The organism is Streptomyces sp. NPDC048483 (genome assembly GCF_040651455.1).
GTDB lineage: Bacteria > Actinomycetota > Actinomycetes > Streptomycetales > Streptomycetaceae > Streptomyces.
The window spans coordinates 1-19,337 of the sequence record NZ_JBEZJZ010000011.1 but is presented as its reverse complement, the minus strand read 5'-3'; the positions used below and the strand labels follow the sequence as shown (position 1 = coordinate 19,337).

General features: G+C 71.6%; 19 protein-coding genes, 2 pseudogenes and 1 riboswitch. Of the genes and pseudogenes, 11 read left to right on the top strand and 10 right to left on the bottom strand.

Going from position 1 to position 19,337, the window contains the following annotated elements:
• The first annotated feature begins 65 nt into the window (after positions 1-65).
• Complete coding sequence (locus AB0D04_RS08350) at positions 66-1,340, top strand: D-alanyl-D-alanine carboxypeptidase (RefSeq protein WP_362700678.1); 1,275 nt, start codon at positions 66-68, stop codon at positions 1,338-1,340.
• A 22-nt stretch (positions 1,341-1,362) separates the two neighbouring features.
• Here AB0D04_RS08350 and AB0D04_RS08345 read toward each other — a convergent pair whose 3' ends face one another.
• A complete protein-coding gene (locus AB0D04_RS08345) occupies positions 1,363-2,316 on the bottom strand; it encodes a YihY/virulence factor BrkB family protein (RefSeq protein WP_362700676.1) in 954 nt (317 codons plus the stop codon).
• Positions 2,317-2,384: 68 nt separating this feature from the next.
• On the opposite strand from AB0D04_RS08345, the gene AB0D04_RS08340 reads away from it, so the two are divergent.
• Complete coding sequence (locus tag AB0D04_RS08340; RefSeq protein WP_362700674.1) at positions 2,385-2,528, top strand: hypothetical protein; 144 nt, start codon at positions 2,385-2,387, stop codon at positions 2,526-2,528.
• Between the two features lie 16 nt (positions 2,529-2,544).
• On the opposite strand, the gene AB0D04_RS08335 is transcribed toward AB0D04_RS08340, so the two are convergent.
• From AB0D04_RS08335 to glyA, 3 genes are all read right to left on the bottom strand, one after another.
• Complete coding sequence (locus tag AB0D04_RS08335; RefSeq protein ID WP_362700672.1) at positions 2,545-3,126, bottom strand: 2'-5' RNA ligase family protein; 582 nt, start codon at positions 3,124-3,126, stop codon at positions 2,545-2,547.
• A 219-nt stretch (positions 3,127-3,345) separates the two neighbouring features.
• Positions 3,346-4,359 carry a tryptophan--tRNA ligase gene (gene trpS, locus AB0D04_RS08330; RefSeq protein ID WP_362700670.1) on the bottom strand — a complete coding sequence of 338 codons (1,014 nt, stop codon included), beginning with the start codon at positions 4,357-4,359 and terminating at the stop codon, positions 3,346-3,348.
• A gap of 76 nt (positions 4,360-4,435) precedes the next feature.
• On the bottom strand, positions 4,436-5,710 hold the full coding sequence (glyA, locus tag AB0D04_RS08325) for a serine hydroxymethyltransferase (protein ID WP_362700669.1): 1,275 nt from the start codon (positions 5,708-5,710) through the stop codon (positions 4,436-4,438).
• Between the two features lie 44 nt (positions 5,711-5,754).
• Positions 5,755-5,855: riboswitch (ZMP/ZTP riboswitch) on the bottom strand.
• A 90-nt stretch (positions 5,856-5,945) separates the two neighbouring features.
• Here glyA and rocD point away from each other — a divergent pair.
• A complete protein-coding gene (gene rocD, locus AB0D04_RS08320; protein WP_362700667.1) occupies positions 5,946-7,157 on the top strand; it encodes an ornithine--oxo-acid transaminase in 1,212 nt (403 codons plus the stop codon).
• An 83-nt stretch (positions 7,158-7,240) separates the two neighbouring features.
• On the opposite strand, the gene AB0D04_RS08315 is transcribed toward rocD, so the two are convergent.
• The 3 genes and pseudogenes from AB0D04_RS08315 to AB0D04_RS08305 all read right to left on the bottom strand — a co-directional run.
• On the bottom strand, positions 7,241-8,431 hold the full coding sequence (locus AB0D04_RS08315) for a glutathionylspermidine synthase family protein (RefSeq protein WP_362700665.1): 1,191 nt from the start codon (positions 8,429-8,431) through the stop codon (positions 7,241-7,243).
• A gap of 18 nt (positions 8,432-8,449) precedes the next feature.
• Positions 8,450-8,878: a hypothetical protein gene (locus AB0D04_RS08310; protein ID WP_362700663.1), complete on the bottom strand. Its 429-nt coding sequence runs from the start codon at positions 8,876-8,878 to the stop codon at positions 8,450-8,452.
• Positions 8,879-9,041: 163 nt separating this feature from the next.
• Positions 9,042-9,336 (bottom strand): annotated as a pseudogene (locus AB0D04_RS08305) (hypothetical protein); the annotation flags it as partial.
• Positions 9,337-9,440: 104 nt separating this feature from the next.
• Here AB0D04_RS08305 and AB0D04_RS08300 point away from each other — a divergent pair.
• On the top strand, positions 9,441-10,301 hold the full coding sequence (locus AB0D04_RS08300) for a hypothetical protein (protein ID WP_362700661.1): 861 nt from the start codon (positions 9,441-9,443) through the stop codon (positions 10,299-10,301).
• Positions 10,302-10,953: 652 nt separating this feature from the next.
• Here AB0D04_RS08300 and AB0D04_RS08295 read toward each other — a convergent pair.
• Together AB0D04_RS08295 and AB0D04_RS08290 are read right to left on the bottom strand one after the other, a co-directional pair.
• Complete coding sequence (locus AB0D04_RS08295) at positions 10,954-11,835, bottom strand: hypothetical protein (protein WP_362700659.1); 882 nt, start codon at positions 11,833-11,835, stop codon at positions 10,954-10,956.
• Between the two features lie 132 nt (positions 11,836-11,967).
• A complete protein-coding gene (locus tag AB0D04_RS08290; RefSeq protein ID WP_362700657.1) occupies positions 11,968-13,440 on the bottom strand; it encodes a PLP-dependent aminotransferase family protein in 1,473 nt (490 codons plus the stop codon).
• Positions 13,441-13,487: 47 nt separating this feature from the next.
• On the opposite strand from AB0D04_RS08290, the gene AB0D04_RS08285 reads away from it, so the two are divergent.
• The 3 genes and pseudogenes from AB0D04_RS08285 to AB0D04_RS08275 all read left to right on the top strand — a co-directional run bounded on the left by AB0D04_RS08285 (position 13,488) and on the right by AB0D04_RS08275 (position 15,022).
• Positions 13,488-13,982, top strand: a complete 495-nt coding sequence (locus AB0D04_RS08285; RefSeq protein WP_362700655.1) for a carboxymuconolactone decarboxylase family protein — start codon at positions 13,488-13,490, stop codon at positions 13,980-13,982.
• Between the two features lie 128 nt (positions 13,983-14,110).
• Positions 14,111-14,257 (top strand): annotated as a pseudogene (locus AB0D04_RS08280) (carboxymuconolactone decarboxylase family protein); the annotation flags it as partial.
• A 33-nt stretch (positions 14,258-14,290) separates the two neighbouring features.
• Positions 14,291-15,022 (top strand): isocitrate lyase/phosphoenolpyruvate mutase family protein, encoded by a 732-nt coding sequence (locus tag AB0D04_RS08275; protein WP_362700653.1) that lies wholly within the window; start codon positions 14,291-14,293, stop codon positions 15,020-15,022.
• Positions 15,023-15,067: 45 nt separating this feature from the next.
• Here AB0D04_RS08275 and AB0D04_RS08270 read toward each other — a convergent pair whose 3' ends face one another.
• Positions 15,068-15,592 (bottom strand): carboxymuconolactone decarboxylase family protein, encoded by a 525-nt coding sequence (locus AB0D04_RS08270; RefSeq protein ID WP_362700652.1) that lies wholly within the window; start codon positions 15,590-15,592, stop codon positions 15,068-15,070.
• A gap of 46 nt (positions 15,593-15,638) precedes the next feature.
• On the opposite strand from AB0D04_RS08270, the gene AB0D04_RS08265 reads away from it, so the two are divergent.
• The 4 genes from AB0D04_RS08265 (at position 15,639) to AB0D04_RS08250 (ending at position 19,193) form a co-directional block, all read left to right on the top strand.
• Positions 15,639-17,081 carry a PLP-dependent aminotransferase family protein gene (locus AB0D04_RS08265; protein ID WP_362700650.1) on the top strand — a complete coding sequence of 481 codons (1,443 nt, stop codon included), beginning with the start codon at positions 15,639-15,641 and terminating at the stop codon, positions 17,079-17,081.
• Positions 17,082-17,275: 194 nt separating this feature from the next.
• Entirely contained in the window at positions 17,276-17,578 is a 303-nt protein-coding gene (locus AB0D04_RS08260) for a hypothetical protein (protein ID WP_362700648.1), read from the top strand.
• The gene (locus AB0D04_RS08255) at positions 17,578-18,537 is read left to right on the top strand and encodes a WXG100 family type VII secretion target (RefSeq protein ID WP_362700646.1); all 960 of its coding nucleotides are present in this window, start codon (positions 17,578-17,580) and stop codon (positions 18,535-18,537) included. Before AB0D04_RS08260 ends, AB0D04_RS08255 begins: the two co-directional genes overlap by 1 nt.
• Before the next feature lie 23 nt (positions 18,538-18,560).
• Complete coding sequence (locus AB0D04_RS08250) at positions 18,561-19,193, top strand: hypothetical protein (protein WP_362700644.1); 633 nt, start codon at positions 18,561-18,563, stop codon at positions 19,191-19,193.
• The last annotated feature ends 144 nt before the right edge of the window (positions 19,194-19,337 follow it).

The following is a 19,337-nucleotide window of genomic DNA, read 5'->3' as shown; positions in this document are numbered from 1 at the left end:
GGGCACTCTTCCGTGGGGTGATGTCTGGGGCGGGCGACGAGCCGGGTACGTTCTGCGACGTGCCGATGACCTTCGCTGATTCCACGGCCTCCACCCCTTCGACCGCCCCCAGCGGCACCGGGCCCCGGCGCCGGCCCCTGCGCGCCGTGGCCGCGCTGGCCGCCACGCTGCTGGCGTCCCCGCTGCTGACCGGCACCTCGTACGCTGCCCCCGGAGACGGCAAGCAGCCCAAGGCCCCGGCGCCCCCCGCCAAGATGTCGCAGGTCGGCGGGGACCGGCTGGGTCTGCCCGGCGTCCAGGTGGGACAGCTGCAGGCGGGGGCGCCGCAGCTGCCGGGGCCGGATGCGCTCACCGCGCGGTCGTGGATCGTCGCGGACGCGGCGTCCGGCAAGGTGCTGGCCGCCAAGAACCCGCACTGGCAGCTCGCGCCGGCCAGCACGCTGAAGATGCTGTTCGCCGACACCGTGCTGCCGAAGTTCCCCAAGGACCAGAAGCGCAAGGTCAAGGCGGCCGACCTGGCGGGGATGGGCGCGGGCAGCAGCCTCGTGGGGATAAAGGAGAACCTGACCTACACGGTGCACGACCTGTGGCTCGGGGTGTTCCTGCGGTCCGGCAACGACGCGGTGCACGCGCTGTCGGCGATGAACGGCGGCACGGAGGCCACCGTCGGCGAGATGCGCAAGCGCGCGAAGGAACTGAACGCCACCGACACGCACGTCGTCACGCCGGACGGCTATGACGCGCCGGGACAGGTCTCCAGCGCGTACGACCTGAGCCTGTTCGCGCGCGCCGGGCTGCGCAACGCCGACTTCCGCGAGTACTGCTCGACGGCGAGCGCGCAGTTCCCGGGCGAGGAGGCGAAGCACGGCAAGCGGAAGACGTTCGGGATCCAGAACACCAACCGGCTGCTCAGCGGCGACTACGACATCAAGCCGTACCCGGGTATCGCGGGGGTGAAGAACGGCTCCACCACGAACGCCGGATCGACGTTCACCGGGGTCGCCGAGCGCAATGGCCGCAAGCTCCTCGTCACGGTCATGAACCCGCAGAAGAAGGAGCACAACGAGGCCTACAAGGAGGCCGCCCGGCTCCTGGACTGGGCTTTCGCGGCGTCCGGGAAGGTGGAGCCGGTCGGGCGGCTGGTCGGCCCCAAGAGCGAGGAGCACCGGGCGGACCAGGCGCAGCGGCACTCCGAGGCCAAGAACATCGACCCCGCGATGGCGCGTCCCGCCGACGGTTCGGACAAGCTCCTGACGGCGGTGGGGATCGGCGGGGGCGCGCTGGCACTGCTGGGGCTCGGTGCGGCGCTGGTGCTGCGCGCTCGGCGGACGCGCTCGTAGCGGAAAAGCGGGCCGGTACGTGTCAGGGGCGGGGCCCGGCAGGGTCCGGCTCCGCCCTGTCCGCCGCCGCCTGATCGGCCCCGTCCCCCTGCGTGGCCGTCCACGCCGCGCAGAACACCAGCAGCTTCGCCGTGAAGTTGATCCACAGCAGCAGCGCGATCGGGGTGCCGAAGGCCCCGTAGACGCTCCGTGCGGCGACGCCCCGGAGATAGCCGCTGAGCAGCAGCTTCAGCAGTTCGAAGCCGATCGCGCCGATGAGGCTCGCGACCACGACCGCGCGCCGATGGGGGTGCCCCCGGTCGAGCGAAGCCGAGACCGGGGAAGGATGGGCGCCGGGCAGCTTGGTCAGGACGTAGAGCAGCAGCAGGAAGGCGGCGAGCACGGCGATGCAGAAGCCGGCGACGGAGAGCAGTACGGCGCCGATGCCGCCCTCCGGCAGACCGATCGCGTCGGCCACCTTTCCCACCGCGGCGGCCGCGAAGACCGAGCAGGTGACGGAGAGCAGCGCCACGCCGCCGAAGCCGAGCAGCAGGGCGCCGTCGCGGAGCTTGCCGACGAAGAAGTTGATGTCCTCGTCGTCCTTCTCCCACACCGCGCGCAGGCAGTCGCGCAGCGAGGCGACCCAGCCGATGCCGGTGAACAGCAGCAGCGCGCCGGCGATCAGGCCGATCGTGGTGGCGTTGTTGACCAGACCCACCAGATCGAGTTGTCCCGAGATACCGGGGACCTGCTCGGCGAGCTTGGCCTGGAGCTGGTGCAGCTGGCTGTCGCTCAGCACGGCGGCGCCGATCGCGGCGCCGACGGTCAGCAGCGGGAAGAGCGCGATAAAGCTGGTGAAGGTGATCGCGGCGGCGAGCCTGGTCCAGTGGACCCGCACCATGCGCGTCCATGCCCGCCAGAGATGAGTGGTCATCAGCCAGGTCACGGTGGGTCGGATCGCCGGTCCGATCACCGGCAGTCTGGTCAGCCGGTCCATGGGTCCCCCCTAACTCGCCCCGCCACCCGGAGCCATCCGGAACATTAGCCTCCGCATACCCCGGAGCGGTGGCGGCTCATACGTCCGCGACGGCCATCGACGACGGGCTGCGCCGCCGCGCCGAGATCGTCCGGATACCGGGCACGCTGCGCTATGCGACGGCGGCATTACGGTATGTGCAGCGTGCGGCGTTGCGCAGTCTGCCGCTGTAGCGCTTGGAGGCCGGGGCTACTGGGCGGGCGCCGGCGGCCGCGAAAGGTCCGCCTGCCGCGGCACCCCGGCCGTCTGCGGGCCGAACGGATACTCCCGCTCCAGCCGCCACACCGCGTCCGCGCCCTGCTGGTAGAGCGCGAAGCCGCCGATCGTCCAGGTGGCGGAGAAGTCCTTCAGGTCGGCGTGTGCGCGGTCCATCGCCTCCTCGGCGATGCCGTGCGCGACCGTGACATGCGGGTGGTAGGGGAAGGCCAGCTCGCGGGCGCACGGGCCGGAGGCGGCGCGGACCCGGGCCTGGAGGGCCGTGCAGCCCGCCTCGCCCTCGGCGACCTTCACAAAGACCACCGGGGAGAGCGGGCGGAAGGTGTCCGTGCCCTCCAGTCGGAGCGGAAAGGGCCGGAACGAGGCGGCGACCTCAGCCAGATGGGCGTCGATGGCGGGCAGCGCCTCGGCGCCGACCTCTGTCGGGGGCAGCAGGGTGATGTGGGTGGGGATGCCGTGCGCGGCGGGGTCGCCGAAGCTCTCGCGCTTCCTCTGCAGGAAGGTCCCGTAAGGCTCCGGGACCGCGATAGAAACGCCCAGCGTTACGGGCCCCACGGCGTTCTCCCTCCTGAAGTCCACAAGCTCTCTGACGTCCACAGCGGCAGTCCGACTGCGGCGCGCTCGCACGCACCGGCTATCAGTGTGCCGGGTGCGCGCCCGCCGCGGGGCGCGACCTCGGTCCTGTTACTTGCGGACAATGCGGCCCTCCCGGTGACGGACCGCCCGCCGCACCGCCCGCGGGACCGGCCGTGGCAGGTCCCGCGGGCGGTCCGCTCAGTGCTTGGCCGGCAGGAATCCGAGCCGGTCATAGGTGGTGGCGAGGGTCTCGGCGGCCACCGAACGGGCCTTCTCCGCACCCTTGGCCAGGACCGCGTCCAGCGTCTCGGCGTCGTCCAGATATTCCTGCGTACGGTCCCGGAACGGTGTGACGAAATCGACCATCACCTCGGCGAGGTCGGTCTTGAGGGCGCCGTACATCTTCCCCTCGTACTGCCGCTCCAGCTCCGCGACGGAGGTGCCGGTGAGGCTGGAGTAAATGGTGAGGAGGTTGGAGACGCCCGGCTTGTTCTCGGTGTCGTAGCGGATCACCGTGTCGGTGTCCGTCACCGCGCTCTTGATCTTCTTGGCGGTCGCCTTGGGCTCGTCGAGGAGGTTGATCAGGCCCTTGGGGGTGGACGCCGACTTGCTCATCTTGATCGACGGGTCCTGCAGGTCGTAGATCTTCGCCGTCTCCTTGAGGATGTACGGCGCAGGCAGGGTGAAGGTCTCGCCGTAACGGCCGTTGAAACGCTCGGCGAGGTCACGGGTGAGCTCGATGTGCTGACGCTGGTCCTCACCGACCGGCACCGCGTTGGCCTGGTACAGGAGGATGTCGGCGACCTGCAGGATCGGGTACGTGAACAGGCCGACGGTGGCGCGGTCGGCGCCCTGCTTGGCCGACTTGTCCTTGAACTGCGTCATCCGGCCCGCCTCGCCGAAGCCGGTGAGGCAGTTCATGACCCAGGCCAGCTGGGCGTGCTCGGGGACATGGCTCTGGACGAAGAGGGTGCAGCGCTCCGGGTCGAGGCCGGCCGCCAGCAGCTGGGCGACGGCCAGCCGGGTGTTGGCGCGCAGCTCGGCCGGGTCCTGCGGGACGGTGATCGCATGCAGGTCGACGACCATGTAGAAGGCGTCGTGGGACTCCTGCAGCGCCACCCACTGGCGGACTGCGCCGAGGTAGTTGCCGAGGTGGAAGGAGCCGGCGGTGGGCTGAATGCCGGAGAGCACACGCGGACGTTCGGAAGCCATGGCACCGATTGTCTCAGGTCCGGGTGTGCTCCCCGACGGATGGTCGGCCGGCCGTCATCCGGCGGCCGGCCGGTCGTCAGCCGGCCGCCGGCAGCCCCGGTGCCGGATAGGCCGCCATCAGCTCCGCGACCTCGTCCCGGACCGCCGCCAGCGCCGCCTCGTCACCTGTCCCCGCGGCCGCCACACCGCGGTCGATCCACTCGGCGACCTGCGGCATCAGGTCCGTACCCAGTCCGCGGGAGGTGAGCGACGGCGTACCGATCCGGATGCCGGACGGGTCGAAGGGCTTGCGGGGGTCGAAGGGGACGGTGTTGTAGTTGACGACGATCCCGGCGCGGTCCAGGGCCTTGGCGGCGACCTTGCCCGGGACGTCCTTGGACGTCAGGTCGATCAGCACCAGGTGGTTGTCCGTACCGCCGGAGACCAGGTCGAAGCCGCGCGCCAGCAGCGCCTCGGCGAGCGCCTTGGCGTTGGCGACGACGGCGTGCGCGTAGTCGCGGAAGGACGGGGCGGCCGCCTCGTGCAGCGCGACGGCGATGGCGGCGGTGGTGTGGTTGTGCGGGCCGCCCTGGAGGCCGGGGAAGACGGCCTTGTCGATGGCCTTGGCGTGCGAGGCGCGGGACATCAGCAGGGCGCCGCGGGGCCCGCGCAGGGTCTTGTGGGTGGTCGTGGAGATGACGTCCGCGTGCGGTACCGGGGACGGGTGCGCGCCGCCCGCGATCAGGCCGGCGATGTGCGCGATGTCGGCGACGAGTACGGCGTCGACCTCGCGGGCGACCTCGCCGAAGGCGGCGAAGTCGATGGTGCGGGGCACGGCCGTACCGCCACAGAAGATGATCTTCGGGCGTTCCTTGCGGGCGAGGTCGCGCACCTCGTCGAAGTCGATGAGGCCGCTGTCCGCGCGGACGCCGTACTGGACGCCGTTGAACCATTTCCCGGTCGCCGAGACGCCCCAGCCGTGGGTGAGGTGGCCGCCCATCGGCAGCGCCATGCCCAGCACGGTGTCGCCGGGCTCGGCGAAGGCGAGGTAGGCGGCGAGGTTGGCGGGCGAGCCGGAGTACGGCTGGACATTGGCGTGCTCGACGCCGAAGACGGCCTTGGCGCGCTCGACGGCCAGGGTCTCGACGCGGTCGATGTTCTGCTGGCCTTCGTAGTAGCGACGGCCCGCGTACCCCTCGCTGTACTTGTTCTGCAGGACGGTGCCGGTGGCCTCGAGAACGGCGGCCGATACGTAGTTCTCGCTGGGGATCAGGCGCAGGGTGTCGGCCTGGAGCCGTTCCTCGGCGCCGACGAGCGCGGCCAGTTCGGGATCGGCGGCACCGAGGTGCGGATGGGAAAGGGGAAGCGTCATGAGGTGATTCCTCCGGGGCGTGCGATCGGTGGTCCGGTCGGGTCCCGGGGTGCCCAGGCGGGGCGACACCTCGTGAAGGCCGCTGCTGCGGCCGCACACCGCTCCCTCGGGGTCGGTTCCCCGTACGCCAGTCACGGTGTGCGGAGCAAAGTCTAGCCAGCGTGACAATGGAAAGGGGCGCCGAGTGCCCTGCCGTACCGGCACCGGCACCCGCCTTACCGAAACGGAGCCTTTGGTGACGTCCACGGAAACGGCACGCGCGATAGCCGCCGCCGATGCCCACAGCGCGCACAACTACCACCCGCTGCCGGTCGTTGTGGCCAGCGCCGAGGGTGCCTGGATGACGGACGTGGAGGGGCGGCGCTATCTGGATCTGCTCGCCGGGTATTCGGCGCTGAATTTCGGCCATGGCAACCGCCGGCTGCTCCGTGCGGCCGCCGCGCAGCTGGAGCGGGTCACCCTGACCTCGCGCGCCTTCCACCACGACCGGTTCGCCGACTTCTGTACGCAGCTGGCCGAGCTGTGCGGAATGGAACTCGTCCTGCCGATGAACACCGGCGCCGAGGCGGTCGAGACGGCGCTGAAGACGGCCCGTAAGTGGGGCTACCAGGTCAAGGGCGTCCCGGACGGCCGGGCGAAGATCATCGTCGCGGACAACAACTTCCACGGCCGGACGACGACCATCGTCTCCTTCTCCACGGACGAGGAGGCCCGCGCCGGCTTCGGCCCGTACACCCCCGGCTTCGAGATCGTTCCGTACGGCGATCCGGCCGCGCTGGAGGCGGCCGTCGACGAGAACACCGTCGCCGTCCTCCTGGAGCCGATCCAGGGCGAGGCGGGCGTGCTGGTGCCGCCGCCGGGCTATCTGGCGGGCGTACGGGAGCTGACCCGTGCCCGGGACGTGCTGTTCATCGCCGACGAGATCCAGTCCGGGCTCGGCCGTACGGGGCGGACCTTCGCGTGCGAGCACGAGGGCGTGGTGCCGGACATGTATGTGCTCGGCAAGGCGCTGGGCGGAGGTGTGGTGCCGGTGTCCGCCGTGGTGTCCTCCCGCGAGGTGCTGGGCGTCTTCGCGCCGGGCGAGCACGGCTCGACCTTCGGCGGGAATCCGCTGGCGTGCGCGGTGGCGCTGGAGGTCATCGCGATCCTGCGGACCGGTGAACTCCAGGCGCGGGCAACGGAGTTGGGTGAGCATCTGCACGGCGAGCTGGCGCCGCTGGTGGGCGGCGGCGCGGTGGACGCGGTGCGCGGGCGCGGGCTGTGGGCGGGCGTGGACATCAATCCGTCGCGCGGCACCGGGCGGGAGGTCGCGGAGCGGATGATGGCGCGCGGGGTGCTGGTCAAGGACACCCACGGCGCCACGATCCGGATCGCGCCGCCGCTGACGATCAGCAAGGAGGACCTGGACTGGGGACTCGACCAGCTGCGGGGCGCGCTGGAGGCGTAGCCCCGGGCGCGGGGCGCCGGATCAGGCATCAGGCATCCGGCATCCGGCATCCGGCATCCGGCATCCGGCATCCGGCATCCGGCTCAGAGGATCACATGCGGCAGGAACCGCGCGTACTCATCCGTCACCGGCCCCGCCGACTCCCGGATCCCCAGCCCCGCCGCCTCGTCCTCGACGACCCAGGCCCCGAGCACCACCCGGTTCCCGTCGAAGTCCGGCAGCGGCGCCAACTCCTGGTAGCAGCAGGGGTCTTCGGGCCCGCGCAGCACCGGCTCCGCGCCCGGCTCGTGCAGCGTGACGCCCTCGCCCTCCCGCCCCAGCAGCGGCTTGGCCACGTACCCCTTCGTATGCGCCAGCTCGCGCGGCCCGTCCAGATACGCGGGCAGCAGATTCGGATGCCCGGGGAACAGCTCCCACAGCACCGCCAGCAGCGCCTTGTTGGACAGCAGCATCTTCCAGGCCGGCTCGATCCAGAGGGTGGAGCCGGTGCCGCCGCCGTTGTCGAGGGTGTCCTGGACATACGGGCCGAAGGCGTCGGTGGCCAGCCACTCCCACGGGTAGAGCTTGAAACAGGACCGGATGAACCGCAGCCGCTGGTCGACGAAGCGGCCCGAGAGCCGGTCCCAGCCGATGTCCTCCATGGAGATCGCGACGGTCTCCAGGCCGGCCTGCTGCGCCGTCTCCTCCAGATAGGCGACGGTCATCAGATCCTCGCCGAGCTCATCGCCCGCCGAGTGCGCAAAGTGCAGCGGCGCGCCCGGCGGCAGCAGGGCCGCCTGCCGCTTCCAGGCCGCCACCAGCCGCTCGTGCAGCGAGTTCCACTGGTCGGCGCCGGGAAAGCGCTCCTCCATCCAGAACCACTGCGGGCTCGCCGCCTCGACCAGCGAGGTCGGCGTATCGGCGTTGTACTCCAGCATTTTGGCCGGGCCGCTGCCGTCGTAGTGCAGGTCGAACCGCCCGTATACGGAGGGGAGTTCGTCCCGCCGCCGCCACGACTCGGCCACCAGCGCGGCCAGCCGCGGATCCTCGATCCCCAGGTCGCCGAACCGCTTCTCCGCCACGATGTGCGCGGCGGCCGCCAGACACATCCCGTGCAGCTCCTCGACGACGTCCTCCAGCGCCTCCACCTCGGGCAGCGAGAACGCGTAGTAGGCGCTCTCGTCCCAGTACGGGCGCAGCGAGTCGTCCGGATAGCGGGTGAGCGGGTAGATCAGCCCCTGAGCCTCGACGGTCTCCTGCCAGCCGGGGCGCGGCTCAATGGTGTGCCGTTGCATGTCTGCGACCGTGCCCGCTCAGCCGCCGATGCGGCCGTGCGAGCCGCCCGAGCCGCCCGAACCCGAGCAGCCGAAGCCGCCCCGGTCGACGGCCTGGGCCTTGCTGAACGTTCCGTTGTCGGCGAACCGGCCGCTCGTCTTGTCCGGCCCGTAGTACCACTGACCGTCCGTGGACTGCTTCTGCTTACCGAGCCCGCCGTTGCGGCCGCTCTGTCCGTACGAGCCGCTGCTGGTGCCGCCACTGCTGGTGCTGCCACTGCTCGACCCGCCACCGGAGCAGTTCTTGGCATCGACGACGCGATACCCGTTGATCGCGTCATAGCTGTTGCGGTCCACGCAGCGCTTGTCCGGCTCCGATCCGCAGGAGGTGAGAGCGGCGGCCAGCGCGCCCATCCCGCCCAGGATCACCGTGCTCGACCGCAGTCGCCGACGCGCCTTGTCCGCCATTGCGCACCTTCCCCCGTTTTTGCCGTCAACTCTCGTCGTCAACCAGACGCTTGTCCGCAGACACTGCCCGGAATCCGAATGGGGCCAGCGTAGGGGGCCGCCCCCACTCACCAGAAGCGACCCTCCCCCGGTTTCCGACTCCTCCCTGGTTTTCCGACCGTTCCTACAGACTGAGCGGGAGTGAGTCCTGATGCCAGAGCTCATGCTCAGCCGAACGCCCCGAACGGTGTGGGGCGCTCTGGTCCACCACGTTCTCGTCGTGTCCGGCGCGCACGGATCGTGTCCGTGACCCGGTGACACGTGGGCGGTTTCCCGCACGCTCTGGGGTGCCCCAGGGCGCGCCTTCCGATCGCGATGCTTGCCGCGTCGTGGCGGGTCATCGCGCGCTTGGTGCCGGTCAGGGGACGGGTCCAGTGCTGGGCGCCCCACTTGCTGGTGTAGGCGGCGTCGACGGCGACCGCCGTTGGGCAGGCGCTGAAGCGTCAACCACCCGCCGAGCCGCACCGTAGCTCGAATGGGATTCCGCCCCGTTTTACGGGGCGGAGGATGTCAAAGTCGGTTCATGGTCCTCGGGATGATCTGTGCGCCGGCTTCCGCTGTGTGCTTCGGTACCGCCTCCGTCTTCCAGGCCGTCGCGGCCCGGACCACCACGCCCGGCACCGGATCCGGCGTGGACCCGCGCCTGCTGCTGCGGGTGCTCACCCAGTGGCGCTATCTGCTCGGCCTCGCCCTGGACGGCGTCGGCTTCCTTCTGGAGCTGGTGGCGCTGCGGGCGCTGCCGATCTACGTGGTCGGGGCGGCGCTGGCGGCCACGCTCGCGGTGACGGCGGTGGTCGCGGCCCCGGTGCTGCACAGCCGGCTCCGCCGCGCCGAGTGGGCCGCGGTGGGGACGGTCTGCGGTGGTCTCGCGCTGCTGGGCCTCGCCTCCGGCACGGAGGGCCACCTACGGGGCACCACCGAACTCCGCGCCGCGGCACTGCTCTTCGCGCTCGCCGTCCTCGCCTCCGGCGCCCTGGCCGGCCGCCTCCCGGACCGGGCGCGCGCGGCGGTACTCGGGCTGGGCGCGGGCCTCGGCTTCGGCGTGGTGGAGGTCGCCGTCCGCCTCATCGACGACTTCGCACCGGCCGCCCTCCTCACCAACCCCGCGACCTACGCCCTGCTGATCGGCGGCGGCGCCGCCTTCCTCCTGCTGACCTCCGCCTTCCAGTGCGGCTCGGTCACCACCGCCACGGCAGCCATGGTGATCGGCGAGACCATCGGCCCCGCCGTGGTCGGCGTGGTGTGGCTCGGCGACCGCACCCGCGCGGGCCTGGCACCCCTGGCGGTGACCGGCTTCGCTTTGGCGGTGGCGGGGGCGCTGGCCCTGGCGCGGTTCGGGGAGGCACCGGCCCAGGACCAGAGCACCGCACACGCCCTAAGGTGACGACGACACGGGCTCCCCCCTCAACCACCCCCCAAGGGACCGGACATGACCCCACACCACCCCTCTCCGATACGGGAGCAGCTCCCCCGGCACGGACCTGACCCTGCGTCACCCGGAGCCGTCCGACCACCCCCGCCTCCAGCTGGCCCTGGCCGACTGGTGGGACGGCCAGGGCGGCGAGGCGGGCGCCCTCCAACGTCAGCTGCTGGTCCCCCGGCTGTTCCTCCAGCACTTCTCCGGCACCAGCCACCTCGTGGAACGCCCGACCGGGGACGGCGCCCCCGCCCTCCAGGCCTTCCTCATCGGCTTCCTCTCCCAGACCGACCCCGCGACCGCCTACATCCACTTCGTCGGCGTCCACCCCGACACCCCGGCGCACCGGCCTCGGCAGCACCCTCTACCACCGCTTCTTCGACCTGGCCCATCAGCACGGCCGCACCCGGATCCGCTGCATCACCAGCCCGACGAACCACCACTCGATCGCCTACCACACCCGCATGGGCTTCCGGCTGGAACTGAGCGCTCAGCTGGAGAACGGCGTCCCGGTCCACCGCGATGACGACGGCCCCGGGCTGGACCGGGTGTCGTTCGTACGGGAGTTGGCGACGCCGTAGCCGGCCGGGCCCACGGAAAATGACCGCGTCGGTTCCGGTCAGCGGCGCATCGGGCGGGTGGTGAGGGGGGCGAGTTCGGTGTCGGTGGCGGGTCTGAGGGTGGTCAGGATGTGCCGGGCCGCGGACAGATCGGTGCGGCTGCCGTCGACGGTGACCGTGTGGACCAGGCCGTTGCGGCGCAGCCGTAGTTCGCGTTGGGGGTAGTCGCCCTCGTGGGTGATCAACAGGCGGCCTTCGCCGTCGTCCGCGCACCGCAGCGTTTCACCGAACGGGACGGGGCAGCCGCGCGCATCGGCGCGCCGGGTGTCCCGGCCGGTCCGTTCCACGGCGAGGTGCAGTTCCGGTGCGCCGGGCCGTGTGTAGGTGGCCCCGAAGCCTTCCTCGCCGGCTCCGTTGACCTCCAGGGTGTAGCCGGACGGCGGTTCGCCGACGCGCAGCAGGGTGCGGTCGACGCCGTTGGCGGTGAGCCATTCGCGGAGGGTGGGCGGCTGGGCGATCGACCAAGTGACACAGGCGCTGGTGACGACGAACAGGGCCGTGGCGGCGAGGGTGGCCTGCCGCGCTCGCTTGCCCGGCAGGAAGAAGGCGGCGGCGAGCGCATAGCAGATGCCTCCGCACGGGAAGAGCAGCTCGGCGTTGTCGCGGAAGGTGCCGGCGTACAGGCTCAACGCCGCGGCAGCGAGCGTGCCGGCCGTGCCGCACGCGTACACCCCGGCCGCCCATCCCCACTGCCCGCGCGTCCGGCGGACGAACGGCACGATCGGAAGGGCGGAGAAGGCGTACCCCGCGAGGAGGGGCACCGTGAGGGACGGTGCCGCGACGAGAGCGGTCACGATCAACGCCGTCTTCTCCATGAAGAGTGCGGTCAGCACCGCCTCGAGCTGGACGGCGGTCAGGACGCAGCCGAGGCACCCCACCATCAGGAGGTGGGCGACGACACCCGCCGGACGCGATCGGCCGGTTGCTCCATCGTGCGGCTCTCCGCCAATCGGCTCTCGGCTCGCCTGTCTCTTGTCCGCCGGTATGCCCTCTGGGTCCATGACGTCATCCCATCACGCACGGGCGCCCGTCGCGGCCCCCCGGCCCGGATCCGGCGGCAGCGCCGACACGAGCGCCTCCAGCCCACCCGCGAAGGCGTGGTCCGGCGGTGTCCCGTATGCCACCACCAGGCCGTCGCGGGGAGGGCCCGGCGCCGCGGGGGCCCGGAAGGTGCTGAGGCCCTCCAGGGCCAGGCCCTGCCAGCGGGCGGCCTGGACGATGGAGCGTTCGGTGCCGGGTGGGAGGTCGAGGACGGCGTGCAGGCCGGCGGCGATGCCGGAGACATGGACGTGGGGGGCGCGGTCGGCCAGGGCCTGCACCAGCTGGTCGCGGCGGCGGCGGTAGCGCAGGCGCATACCGCGCAGATGGCGGTCGTAGGCGCCGGAGGCGAGGAACTCGGCGAGGGTGAGCTGCTCCAGGGAGCCGGACTGCCATTCGCCGGTGCGCTTGAGGGCCAGCACCGGGTCGACGAGGCGGTCCGGCAGCACCATCCAGGCCAGCCGCAGTGCCGGGGCGAGGCTCTTGCTGGCCGTGCCCAGGTAGACGACGTGGTCGGGGTCCAGGCCCTGGAGCGCGCCCACCGGCTGGCGGTCGTAGCGGAACTCGCCGTCGTAGTCGTCCTCCAGGATGTAACCGCCGGTGGAACGGGCCCAGTTGACGGCGGCCGCGCGGCGGTCGGGGTGCAGCGGGACGCCGGTGGGGAACTGGTGGGCGGGGGTGAGCAGCGCCGCCCGGATGTCCCGTGCGGCGTCGAGGGCGGGCAGCTCCTCCGTACGCGCCCCGTGGTCGTCGACGGTCAGCGGTACGGTGCCCAGTCCCGCGCGGGTGATGACGTCGCGGTGGAAGGACAGCCCGTACGACTCGACGGCGAGCCGCCCGGCGCCGCCGCTGCCGGCCGCCCCCAGCGCCCGGCTCAGCAGGCCCAGGCCCTGCATGAACCCGGCGCAGACGACGATGCGGTCCGGGTCGGCGCGTACCCCGCGGGCGCGCGCCAGGTAGTCGGCGAGGACGGCACGCAGTTCGGGGCGGCCCGCGGGCAGGCCGTACCCGAAGGCCTCGCTGGGGGCGGCGGTCAGGGCGCGGCGGGCGGCGGCGAGCCAGGCGGTGCGGGGGAAGGAGGAGACGTCGGGCCGGCCGGGGGTGAGGTCGAAGCGCGGCCGGTCGTCGGGGCGGGCGGGGCCGGGGGTGCGCCGGGCCGGGCCGGTGGCGTCGCGGGCCGGCGCCCGCTCGGCGACGCGGGTGCCGGAGCCCTGCCGGGCGCTGAGCCAGCCCTCGGCGACGAGTTCGGCGTAGGAGTCGGCGACGGTGTTCCGGGCGATGCCGAGGTCGGCGGCGAGCGAGCGGGAGGACGGCAGCCGGGTGCCGGTGCTGAGCCGCCCGGACCGTACGGCATCCCGCAGCGCCCGCAGCAGAGCGGCCCGCACCCCGCCGGGCCCCGTGAGGTCCAGATGCAGATCGCGCCCGAAAGTGGCCCAGGAATTCTCCATGGAAGTGGACCATACAGGGGTGCCATTGGGCTCGTAGCGTCATAGGCATGACGACAGAGACGACGCCTCAGGCGACACCCGAGACCCCCCACGCACACGGCCCCCGCCTCCACTGGACCAAGCTCGCCCCCGAGGTTTTCCAGGCGATGGTGGCCCTCGACGCGGCGGCCAGGAAGGGGCTCGACCCGACGCTGGTCGAGCTGGTCAAGATCCGTGCCTCGCAGATCAACCACTGCGCGTTCTGCATCGACATGCACACCAAGGACGCGCGGAAGGCCGGCGAGACCGAGGAGCGCATCTACCTCCTCAACGCCTGGGAGGAGGCCGCCTCCTTCTACACCCCCAGGGAACAGGCCGCCCTCGCCCTGACGGAAGCCATCACCGTCCTCACCGACGGCTTCGTCCCGGACGCCGTCCACAACCGCGCCGCCGCGCTCTTCGACGAGGCCGAGCTCGCCCAGCTGATCGCCCTGATCACCACCATCAACGCCTGGAACCGCTTCGGTGTGTCGACCCGTATGGCACCGGGCCGGTCACAATGAGCTCCGTGAGCACCACGGCACCCCGGCTCCCCCTTGGCAAACCGGCGCCCGGCATCTTCACCCCCCTGATGGAGCTGACCGCCGCGGCCAACAAGACCGGCGGCACCTCCCAGCCGGAGGCAGGGGGAGGTGCTGTGCCGGACGCCGTCTACCGGCGCGCCGCCGCCCACTTCGACGAGGCCGGGCTCGCCCGGCTCATCGCCCTGATCACCGTGATCACCATCTGGAACCGCATCGATGTCGCCGTCCGTACGCCCGTAGGCGCCCACCCCTAGCCGCACGCCCGTCACACCAGTTGGAGGCACCACATGACCGCAGCCGCCCTCCGCGCCCTGCACCACGGCCCCGACCTGCCCCTGGTCCTCCCCGGACCCTGGGACGCGGGCAGCGCCAAGGTGTTCGCCGACGCCGGGTTCCCGGCGCTCGCCACGCCCAGCGCGGGCATCGCGGCCTCCCTCGGTTACGAGGACGGGAGCACCCCGGCCGAGGAGATGTTCGCGGCCATCGCGCGGATCGTGCGGGCCGCGGACGTGCCCGTATCGGCGGATGTGGAGGCCGGATACGGGCTGTCCGCCAAGGAGTTGGTGGGCCGCCTGGCGGACGCCGGGGCGGTGGGCTGCAACCTGGAGGACAGCGACCATGCCACCGGCGACCTCCGGGAGCCCGAGGCACAGGCGGACTGGCTGGCCCGGGTGCGGGCCGAGGCGGGCGATGCGCTGGTGATCAATGCCCGGATCGATACGTTCCTGCGGGGCATCGAGGGCGCGGAGGAGGCGATCGTGCGCGGCCGGCTGTACGCCGAGGCAGGTGCCGACTGCGTCTACCCGATCCTCGCCCCGCCCTCGCTGCTGGCCGAAATGGCCGACGCGATCGGCATCCCCGTCAACGCGGTGGTCACCCCGGGCGGCCCCTCCCCCCGCGAACTGGGCGCCCTGGGCGCCGCCAGGGTCACCTTCGGTCCTGGCCTCCAGCACCGGGCGATGGCGGCCGTGGCGGGGATCGCCGAGGGCCTGCGGAAGGAGTTGCGGGGGCAGAGCTGAGCCCGACCGGCCGCGGGGGCCTCCTCGGACGCCCCCGGCGCCGGCTCACCGCTCGTCGCTCCCCGGCACCTTGCCCGTACTGATGGCGATCCGGTTCCAGGTGTTGATCGTGAAGATCAGCGCCAGCAGCCGCGCCAGCTCCCCCTCTTCGAAGTGCCGCGCCGCCCGCTCGTACGCCGCGTCCGGCACCCCGCCGTCCGCCACCCGCGTCACGGCCTCGGTGAGCGCCAGCGCCGCCCGCTCCTTCGCAGTGAAGAAGTGCGCCGCCTCCTCCCATACGGCCACCATGTGCAGGCGCTCCTCGCTCGCCCCCGCCTTGCGGGCGTCCGTGGTGTGCATATGGAGGCAGTACGCGCACTTGTTGATCTGCGAGGCGCGGATCTGGACCAGCTCGACGAGGTCCGGGTCCAGCCCCTCACGGGCCGCGGCGTCGAACCCTATGAGCGCCTTGAAGGCCCGGGGGGCCGCCTTGGCGAAGTCGAGCCGGGCGGACTTGGTGGTGGTGTTCCCTGCGCCGATGGTCTCTGCGCTGGTGTTCTCTTCGCTGATGATCTCTTCGCGGTGCGTCATGCCTCGAATCTATGGGCACAGGTGACCCCCGATAGGGTGCATTTCCATGCCGGATTCATGGGTCAATCTTTCGGAGAGCCTGGGGGCCGATCTCCATCTGGAGCTCACCGGCCCCGGCAGCCGCCGCGCCGTCCTCATCCGCGCGCTACGGGACGCCGTACGGACCGGCCGGCTCGCGCCCGGCACCCGCCTGCCGCCCTACCGCTCGCTCGCCGCCGACCTCGGGATCGCCCGGAACACCGTCGCCGACGCCTACGCCGAACTCGTCGCCGAGGGCTGGCTCAGCGCCCGGCAGGGCTCCGGCACCCGCGTGGCCCACCGCGCCGAGCCCCTCCGGCCCGCCCGCTCCGCCGCCCACCGTGCCCCGGCGAGCCGCCCCGCCCACAACCTGCTCCAGGGGCAGCCGGACGCCGCGTCCTTCCCCCGCACCGCCTGGCTCGCCGCCGCCCGCCGCGCCCTGACCGCCGCCCCCAACGACGCCTTCGGCCCCGGCGATCCCCGTGGCCGCCCCGAACTGCGCCGCGCCCTCACCGACTACCTCGCCCGCACCCGCAGCGTCCGTACCGACCCCGACCGCATCGTCATCTGTTCCGGCTTCGCCCACGCCCTGCGCCTCCTGTTCCCCGCCGTCCTGTCCGGACCCCTGGCCGTCGAGTCGTACGGCCTTCCCTTCCACCGCGACCTGCTGGCGGCGGCGGGGGTACGCACCCACCCGCTCCCTCTCGACCAGGACGGCGCGGACGTCGGCGACCTGGCCGCATCGAAAGCCCTCCGCGCCGCCCTCCTCACGCCCGCCCACCAGTTCCCCACCGGCGTCCCCCTCCACCCCGACCGCCGCGCCGATGCCCTCAACTGGGCCCGTACGGCCGGGGGTTACCTCCTCGAGGACGACTACGACGGCGAGTTCCGCTACGACCGCAAGCCGGTGGGTGCGCTCCAGGGGCTGGACCCGGAGCACGTCATCCACGTCGGTTCGGTCAGCAAGAGCCTGTCCCCGGCGCTCCGTCTGGGATGGCTGGTCCTCCCCGCCCGCCTGGTCGGCCCCGTACTGGAGGCGAAGGGCGAACGCGAGGCCTGGGCCGGCGTCACCGACCAGCTGACCCTCGCCGAGTTCATCGCCGCCGGCTCCTACGACCGGCACATCCGCCGGATGCGCCAGTGCTACCGCAGACGTCGCGACCAGCTCATCGACGCGGTGACCACTCACGCCCCGCACCTGCGCATCACCGGCATCGCCGCCGGACTGCACGCCGTACTCCAACTCCCCGCCGGAGCAACGCACTCCGACGAGAGCACCGCTCTCCGCGCCGCCCAGTGGCAGGGCCTGGCCCTGGACGGCCTCTCCGACTACCGCCATCCGGCCGCCACCATGCCACCCCGGCACGGCCTGGTCGTCGGATATGCCGCCCCCTCCGACCACGCCTTTCCGGGCGCACTGGAAGCGCTCTGCCGAGCGCTGCCGGCGGACGTTGGGCCGCAAGCCCGCTGACTCCCCGTAAGGCACCTCGCCCCTGCCCTCGCACTCCGAATACTTGACGAGGGCATGGCATTCAACATAACCAAGACTTACTTCCCCTTTGGGTTTGCTTTACTTGGGCACAGCTGCCGGGGGTCGTTCCGGGCTCGCGGCCAGATCCGCCCTGAAGGCCGCAAACGGGAGGAAATATGGGAAACAACGGTCAGATGACCGATGTACAGAGCGAGGCGCTGAGACGCTTCGCCAGGGCAGCCGAAGAGAGCATGGGCCGAATGGAAAAAATCCGGTCCCGCACCCAGGATCTTGACCTGTCCCAGGGCGTCTTCGGCAAACTTCCGGAAGCCGACAGCCTGAAGTCCGACTACGACGAGCAGCGCAACGATTCGTTGGACGACCTGAAGCAGGCGGCAGAAATGCTGCAGCACATTGCCGATGGCGTGAAGGAATCCGCCGACGCCTACGACGGCACGGATGAGGCCACCGCGCAGAGCTTCGGCGGGGGGCGCTGATGGGGGTCGGACAGGCGGCGGGCAGCGCGCTCGAGCGCGTCAATTACGCCCTGGACTGGAGCAATCCGCTCGCCAAGGTGCTCGACGAATGCATCAAGGGCGCACTCGACCAATTCGGCATCGACGACCTGCTCGAAAAGGTCAGCGGCGACAATGAGCGCCTCACCGAAGTGGCGCAGGAATGGCGGACCGCCGCCCGCGATCTGCGCGGCGTCGTGGAAGACCTCGTTGCCGAGCGCCGCACGGTCGAGCAGGCCTGGACGGGTGACGCGGCGGACGGCTTCACCAAGACCATGACCGACTTCGAGGAAGCCCTGCGCGGCGAAGCCGACGACATGGACACCATCGCGGAACTCCTCGAGATGGCGGCCGAGGCCTGTGCGATGGCCGAGGAGATGATGCTCGAGGTCATCGTCGAGATCGTCGAAGCGATCATCGCCGCCGCGGCCACCACGGCGATCCTGGCCGTACTCACGGCCGGAGCGGCGGCCGCGATCGGCCCGCTGGTCGCCGGGGCCGGTATCGCCATGCGGGCCGCGAAGGCCGTACGGATCACCGCCAAGCTGGCCGACAAGCTCTCCGATCTCGCCAAGCGCATGCAGGCGATGCGGAAACTGGCCAAGCTCCGCCGGTACTTGCGCACCACGAAGGCAAAGGACATCAAGAAGGACCTCAAGGGAGCGAGAGGCAGAATCGCCGGCAACCTCATCCGAGGGCAGGCGCCCGATATCACCGATGTGGCGAAGTACATGGCCTGGAAACAGGTCAAGGGCATTTCCAAGGGCCTGATCGGAGTGGATCCCGGCGGCGCGATAACGGGCGGGCTCACCGAGAACGGCCCGAAGGTGGCCGAGGAGGCGGCCGAGTACGCGGCGCGGCCGGACTCCAAGAGTTTTGATGAGCGCATGGAGGGGTCGCCGGACCACGCGAAGAAGTCGATGAGGGAAGCGTTCGGGTGAGTGAATCAGGCCGGTCGACATTCATGATCAGCCGTGAAGAGTTTGACCAGCAGCTCAAGGACCGGGCCGCCGAGGTGCTGCCGCCCGGCGAAAGAGTGCTGGACAGCCATCTGATGGCCGCCGCCGAGGACATGCCCCAGCCGCGCCGGAAACACCGGCCGGTCGTCTTCCCCGGGGAACGGATGGCGGGGTTCGGCCTGGTGGCCTGCCTCGCGGTGGTGTTCCGGATCGTGACGTTCGACTGGAGGCCCATCGAGGACCTGTACGACCGTTGGGAGCTGCGGGACAGCTTCAAGAACCGGCCGTTCTTCGGCGGGTGGCAGAGTGCCGCCGGCCAGATGGCGCGTCAGTTCTTTCCCCGTACGAAGACCGGTGTGGCCCATGTGATGCTGGTGACGGAGCGCCAGTTGCTCATCGTCCACGTGCAGCAGGCGACCTTCGGCAGGCGGCGGCTGGGCCGCCATGTCGCCGTCGGCTGGAGCGCGGACCTGCGGGAGACCGCCTGGGTACGCAACCGGCGCGATGTGAAGTCGGGGACGTATCAGATCGGCTTCGTGGACGGTTCCTGGGCCACGGTGTTCATCGGGGCCCAGGGATGGTCGCGGTTCGAGCGGGCCTTCGGCCGCCGGCTCGCGCCCACGGATCCGATCCCCTGAGAATGCCGCCGGCCGGGGGGGGGGGGGGCGGGGGTTGGCGCGGTGGGGGGGGGGGGCGCGGGGCTGGCGGGGGCCGGGGCGGGGGGTGCGGCCGGGCCCGCGGCGAGGAGGGCCGCGTCAGCCGCGGGCCGGCTCCGCCGTCAG

Excerpts from the sequence above, each read along its gene's own strand:
- AB0D04_RS08300 (WP_362700661.1), top strand. The coding sequence starts at position 9,441 with ATGGTCCTCGGGATGATCTGTGCGCCGGCTTCCGCTGTGTGCTTCGGT.
- AB0D04_RS08275 (WP_362700653.1), top strand. The coding sequence starts at position 14,291 with ATGACCGCAGCCGCCCTCCGCGCCCTGCACCACGGCCCCGACCTGCCC.
- AB0D04_RS08350 (WP_362700678.1), top strand. The coding sequence starts at position 66 with ATGACCTTCGCTGATTCCACGGCCTCCACCCCTTCGACCGCCCCCAGC.
- AB0D04_RS08270 (WP_362700652.1), bottom strand. The coding sequence starts at position 15,592 with ATGACGCACCGCGAAGAGATCATCAGCGAAGAGAACACCAGCGCAGAG.
- AB0D04_RS08345 (WP_362700676.1), bottom strand. The coding sequence starts at position 2,316 with ATGGACCGGCTGACCAGACTGCCGGTGATCGGACCGGCGATCCGACCC.
- AB0D04_RS08290 (WP_362700657.1), bottom strand. The coding sequence starts at position 13,440 with ATGGAGAATTCCTGGGCCACTTTCGGGCGCGATCTGCATCTGGACCTC.
- glyA (WP_362700669.1), bottom strand. The coding sequence starts at position 5,710 with ATGACGCTTCCCCTTTCCCATCCGCACCTCGGTGCCGCCGATCCCGAA.
- AB0D04_RS08295 (WP_362700659.1), bottom strand. The coding sequence starts at position 11,835 with ATGGTGGGGTGCCTCGGCTGCGTCCTGACCGCCGTCCAGCTCGAGGCG.
- AB0D04_RS08315 (WP_362700665.1), bottom strand. The coding sequence starts at position 8,431 with ATGCAACGGCACACCATTGAGCCGCGCCCCGGCTGGCAGGAGACCGTC.
- trpS (WP_362700670.1), bottom strand. The coding sequence starts at position 4,359 with ATGGCTTCCGAACGTCCGCGTGTGCTCTCCGGCATTCAGCCCACCGCC.
- AB0D04_RS08310 (WP_362700663.1), bottom strand. The coding sequence starts at position 8,878 with ATGGCGGACAAGGCGCGTCGGCGACTGCGGTCGAGCACGGTGATCCTG.
- AB0D04_RS08260 (WP_362700648.1), top strand. The coding sequence starts at position 17,276 with ATGACCGATGTACAGAGCGAGGCGCTGAGACGCTTCGCCAGGGCAGCC.
- AB0D04_RS08255 (WP_362700646.1), top strand. The coding sequence starts at position 17,578 with ATGGGGGTCGGACAGGCGGCGGGCAGCGCGCTCGAGCGCGTCAATTAC.
- AB0D04_RS08285 (WP_362700655.1), top strand. The coding sequence starts at position 13,488 with ATGACGACAGAGACGACGCCTCAGGCGACACCCGAGACCCCCCACGCA.
- AB0D04_RS08250 (WP_362700644.1), top strand. The coding sequence starts at position 18,561 with ATGATCAGCCGTGAAGAGTTTGACCAGCAGCTCAAGGACCGGGCCGCC.
- AB0D04_RS08265 (WP_362700650.1), top strand. The coding sequence starts at position 15,639 with ATGCCGGATTCATGGGTCAATCTTTCGGAGAGCCTGGGGGCCGATCTC.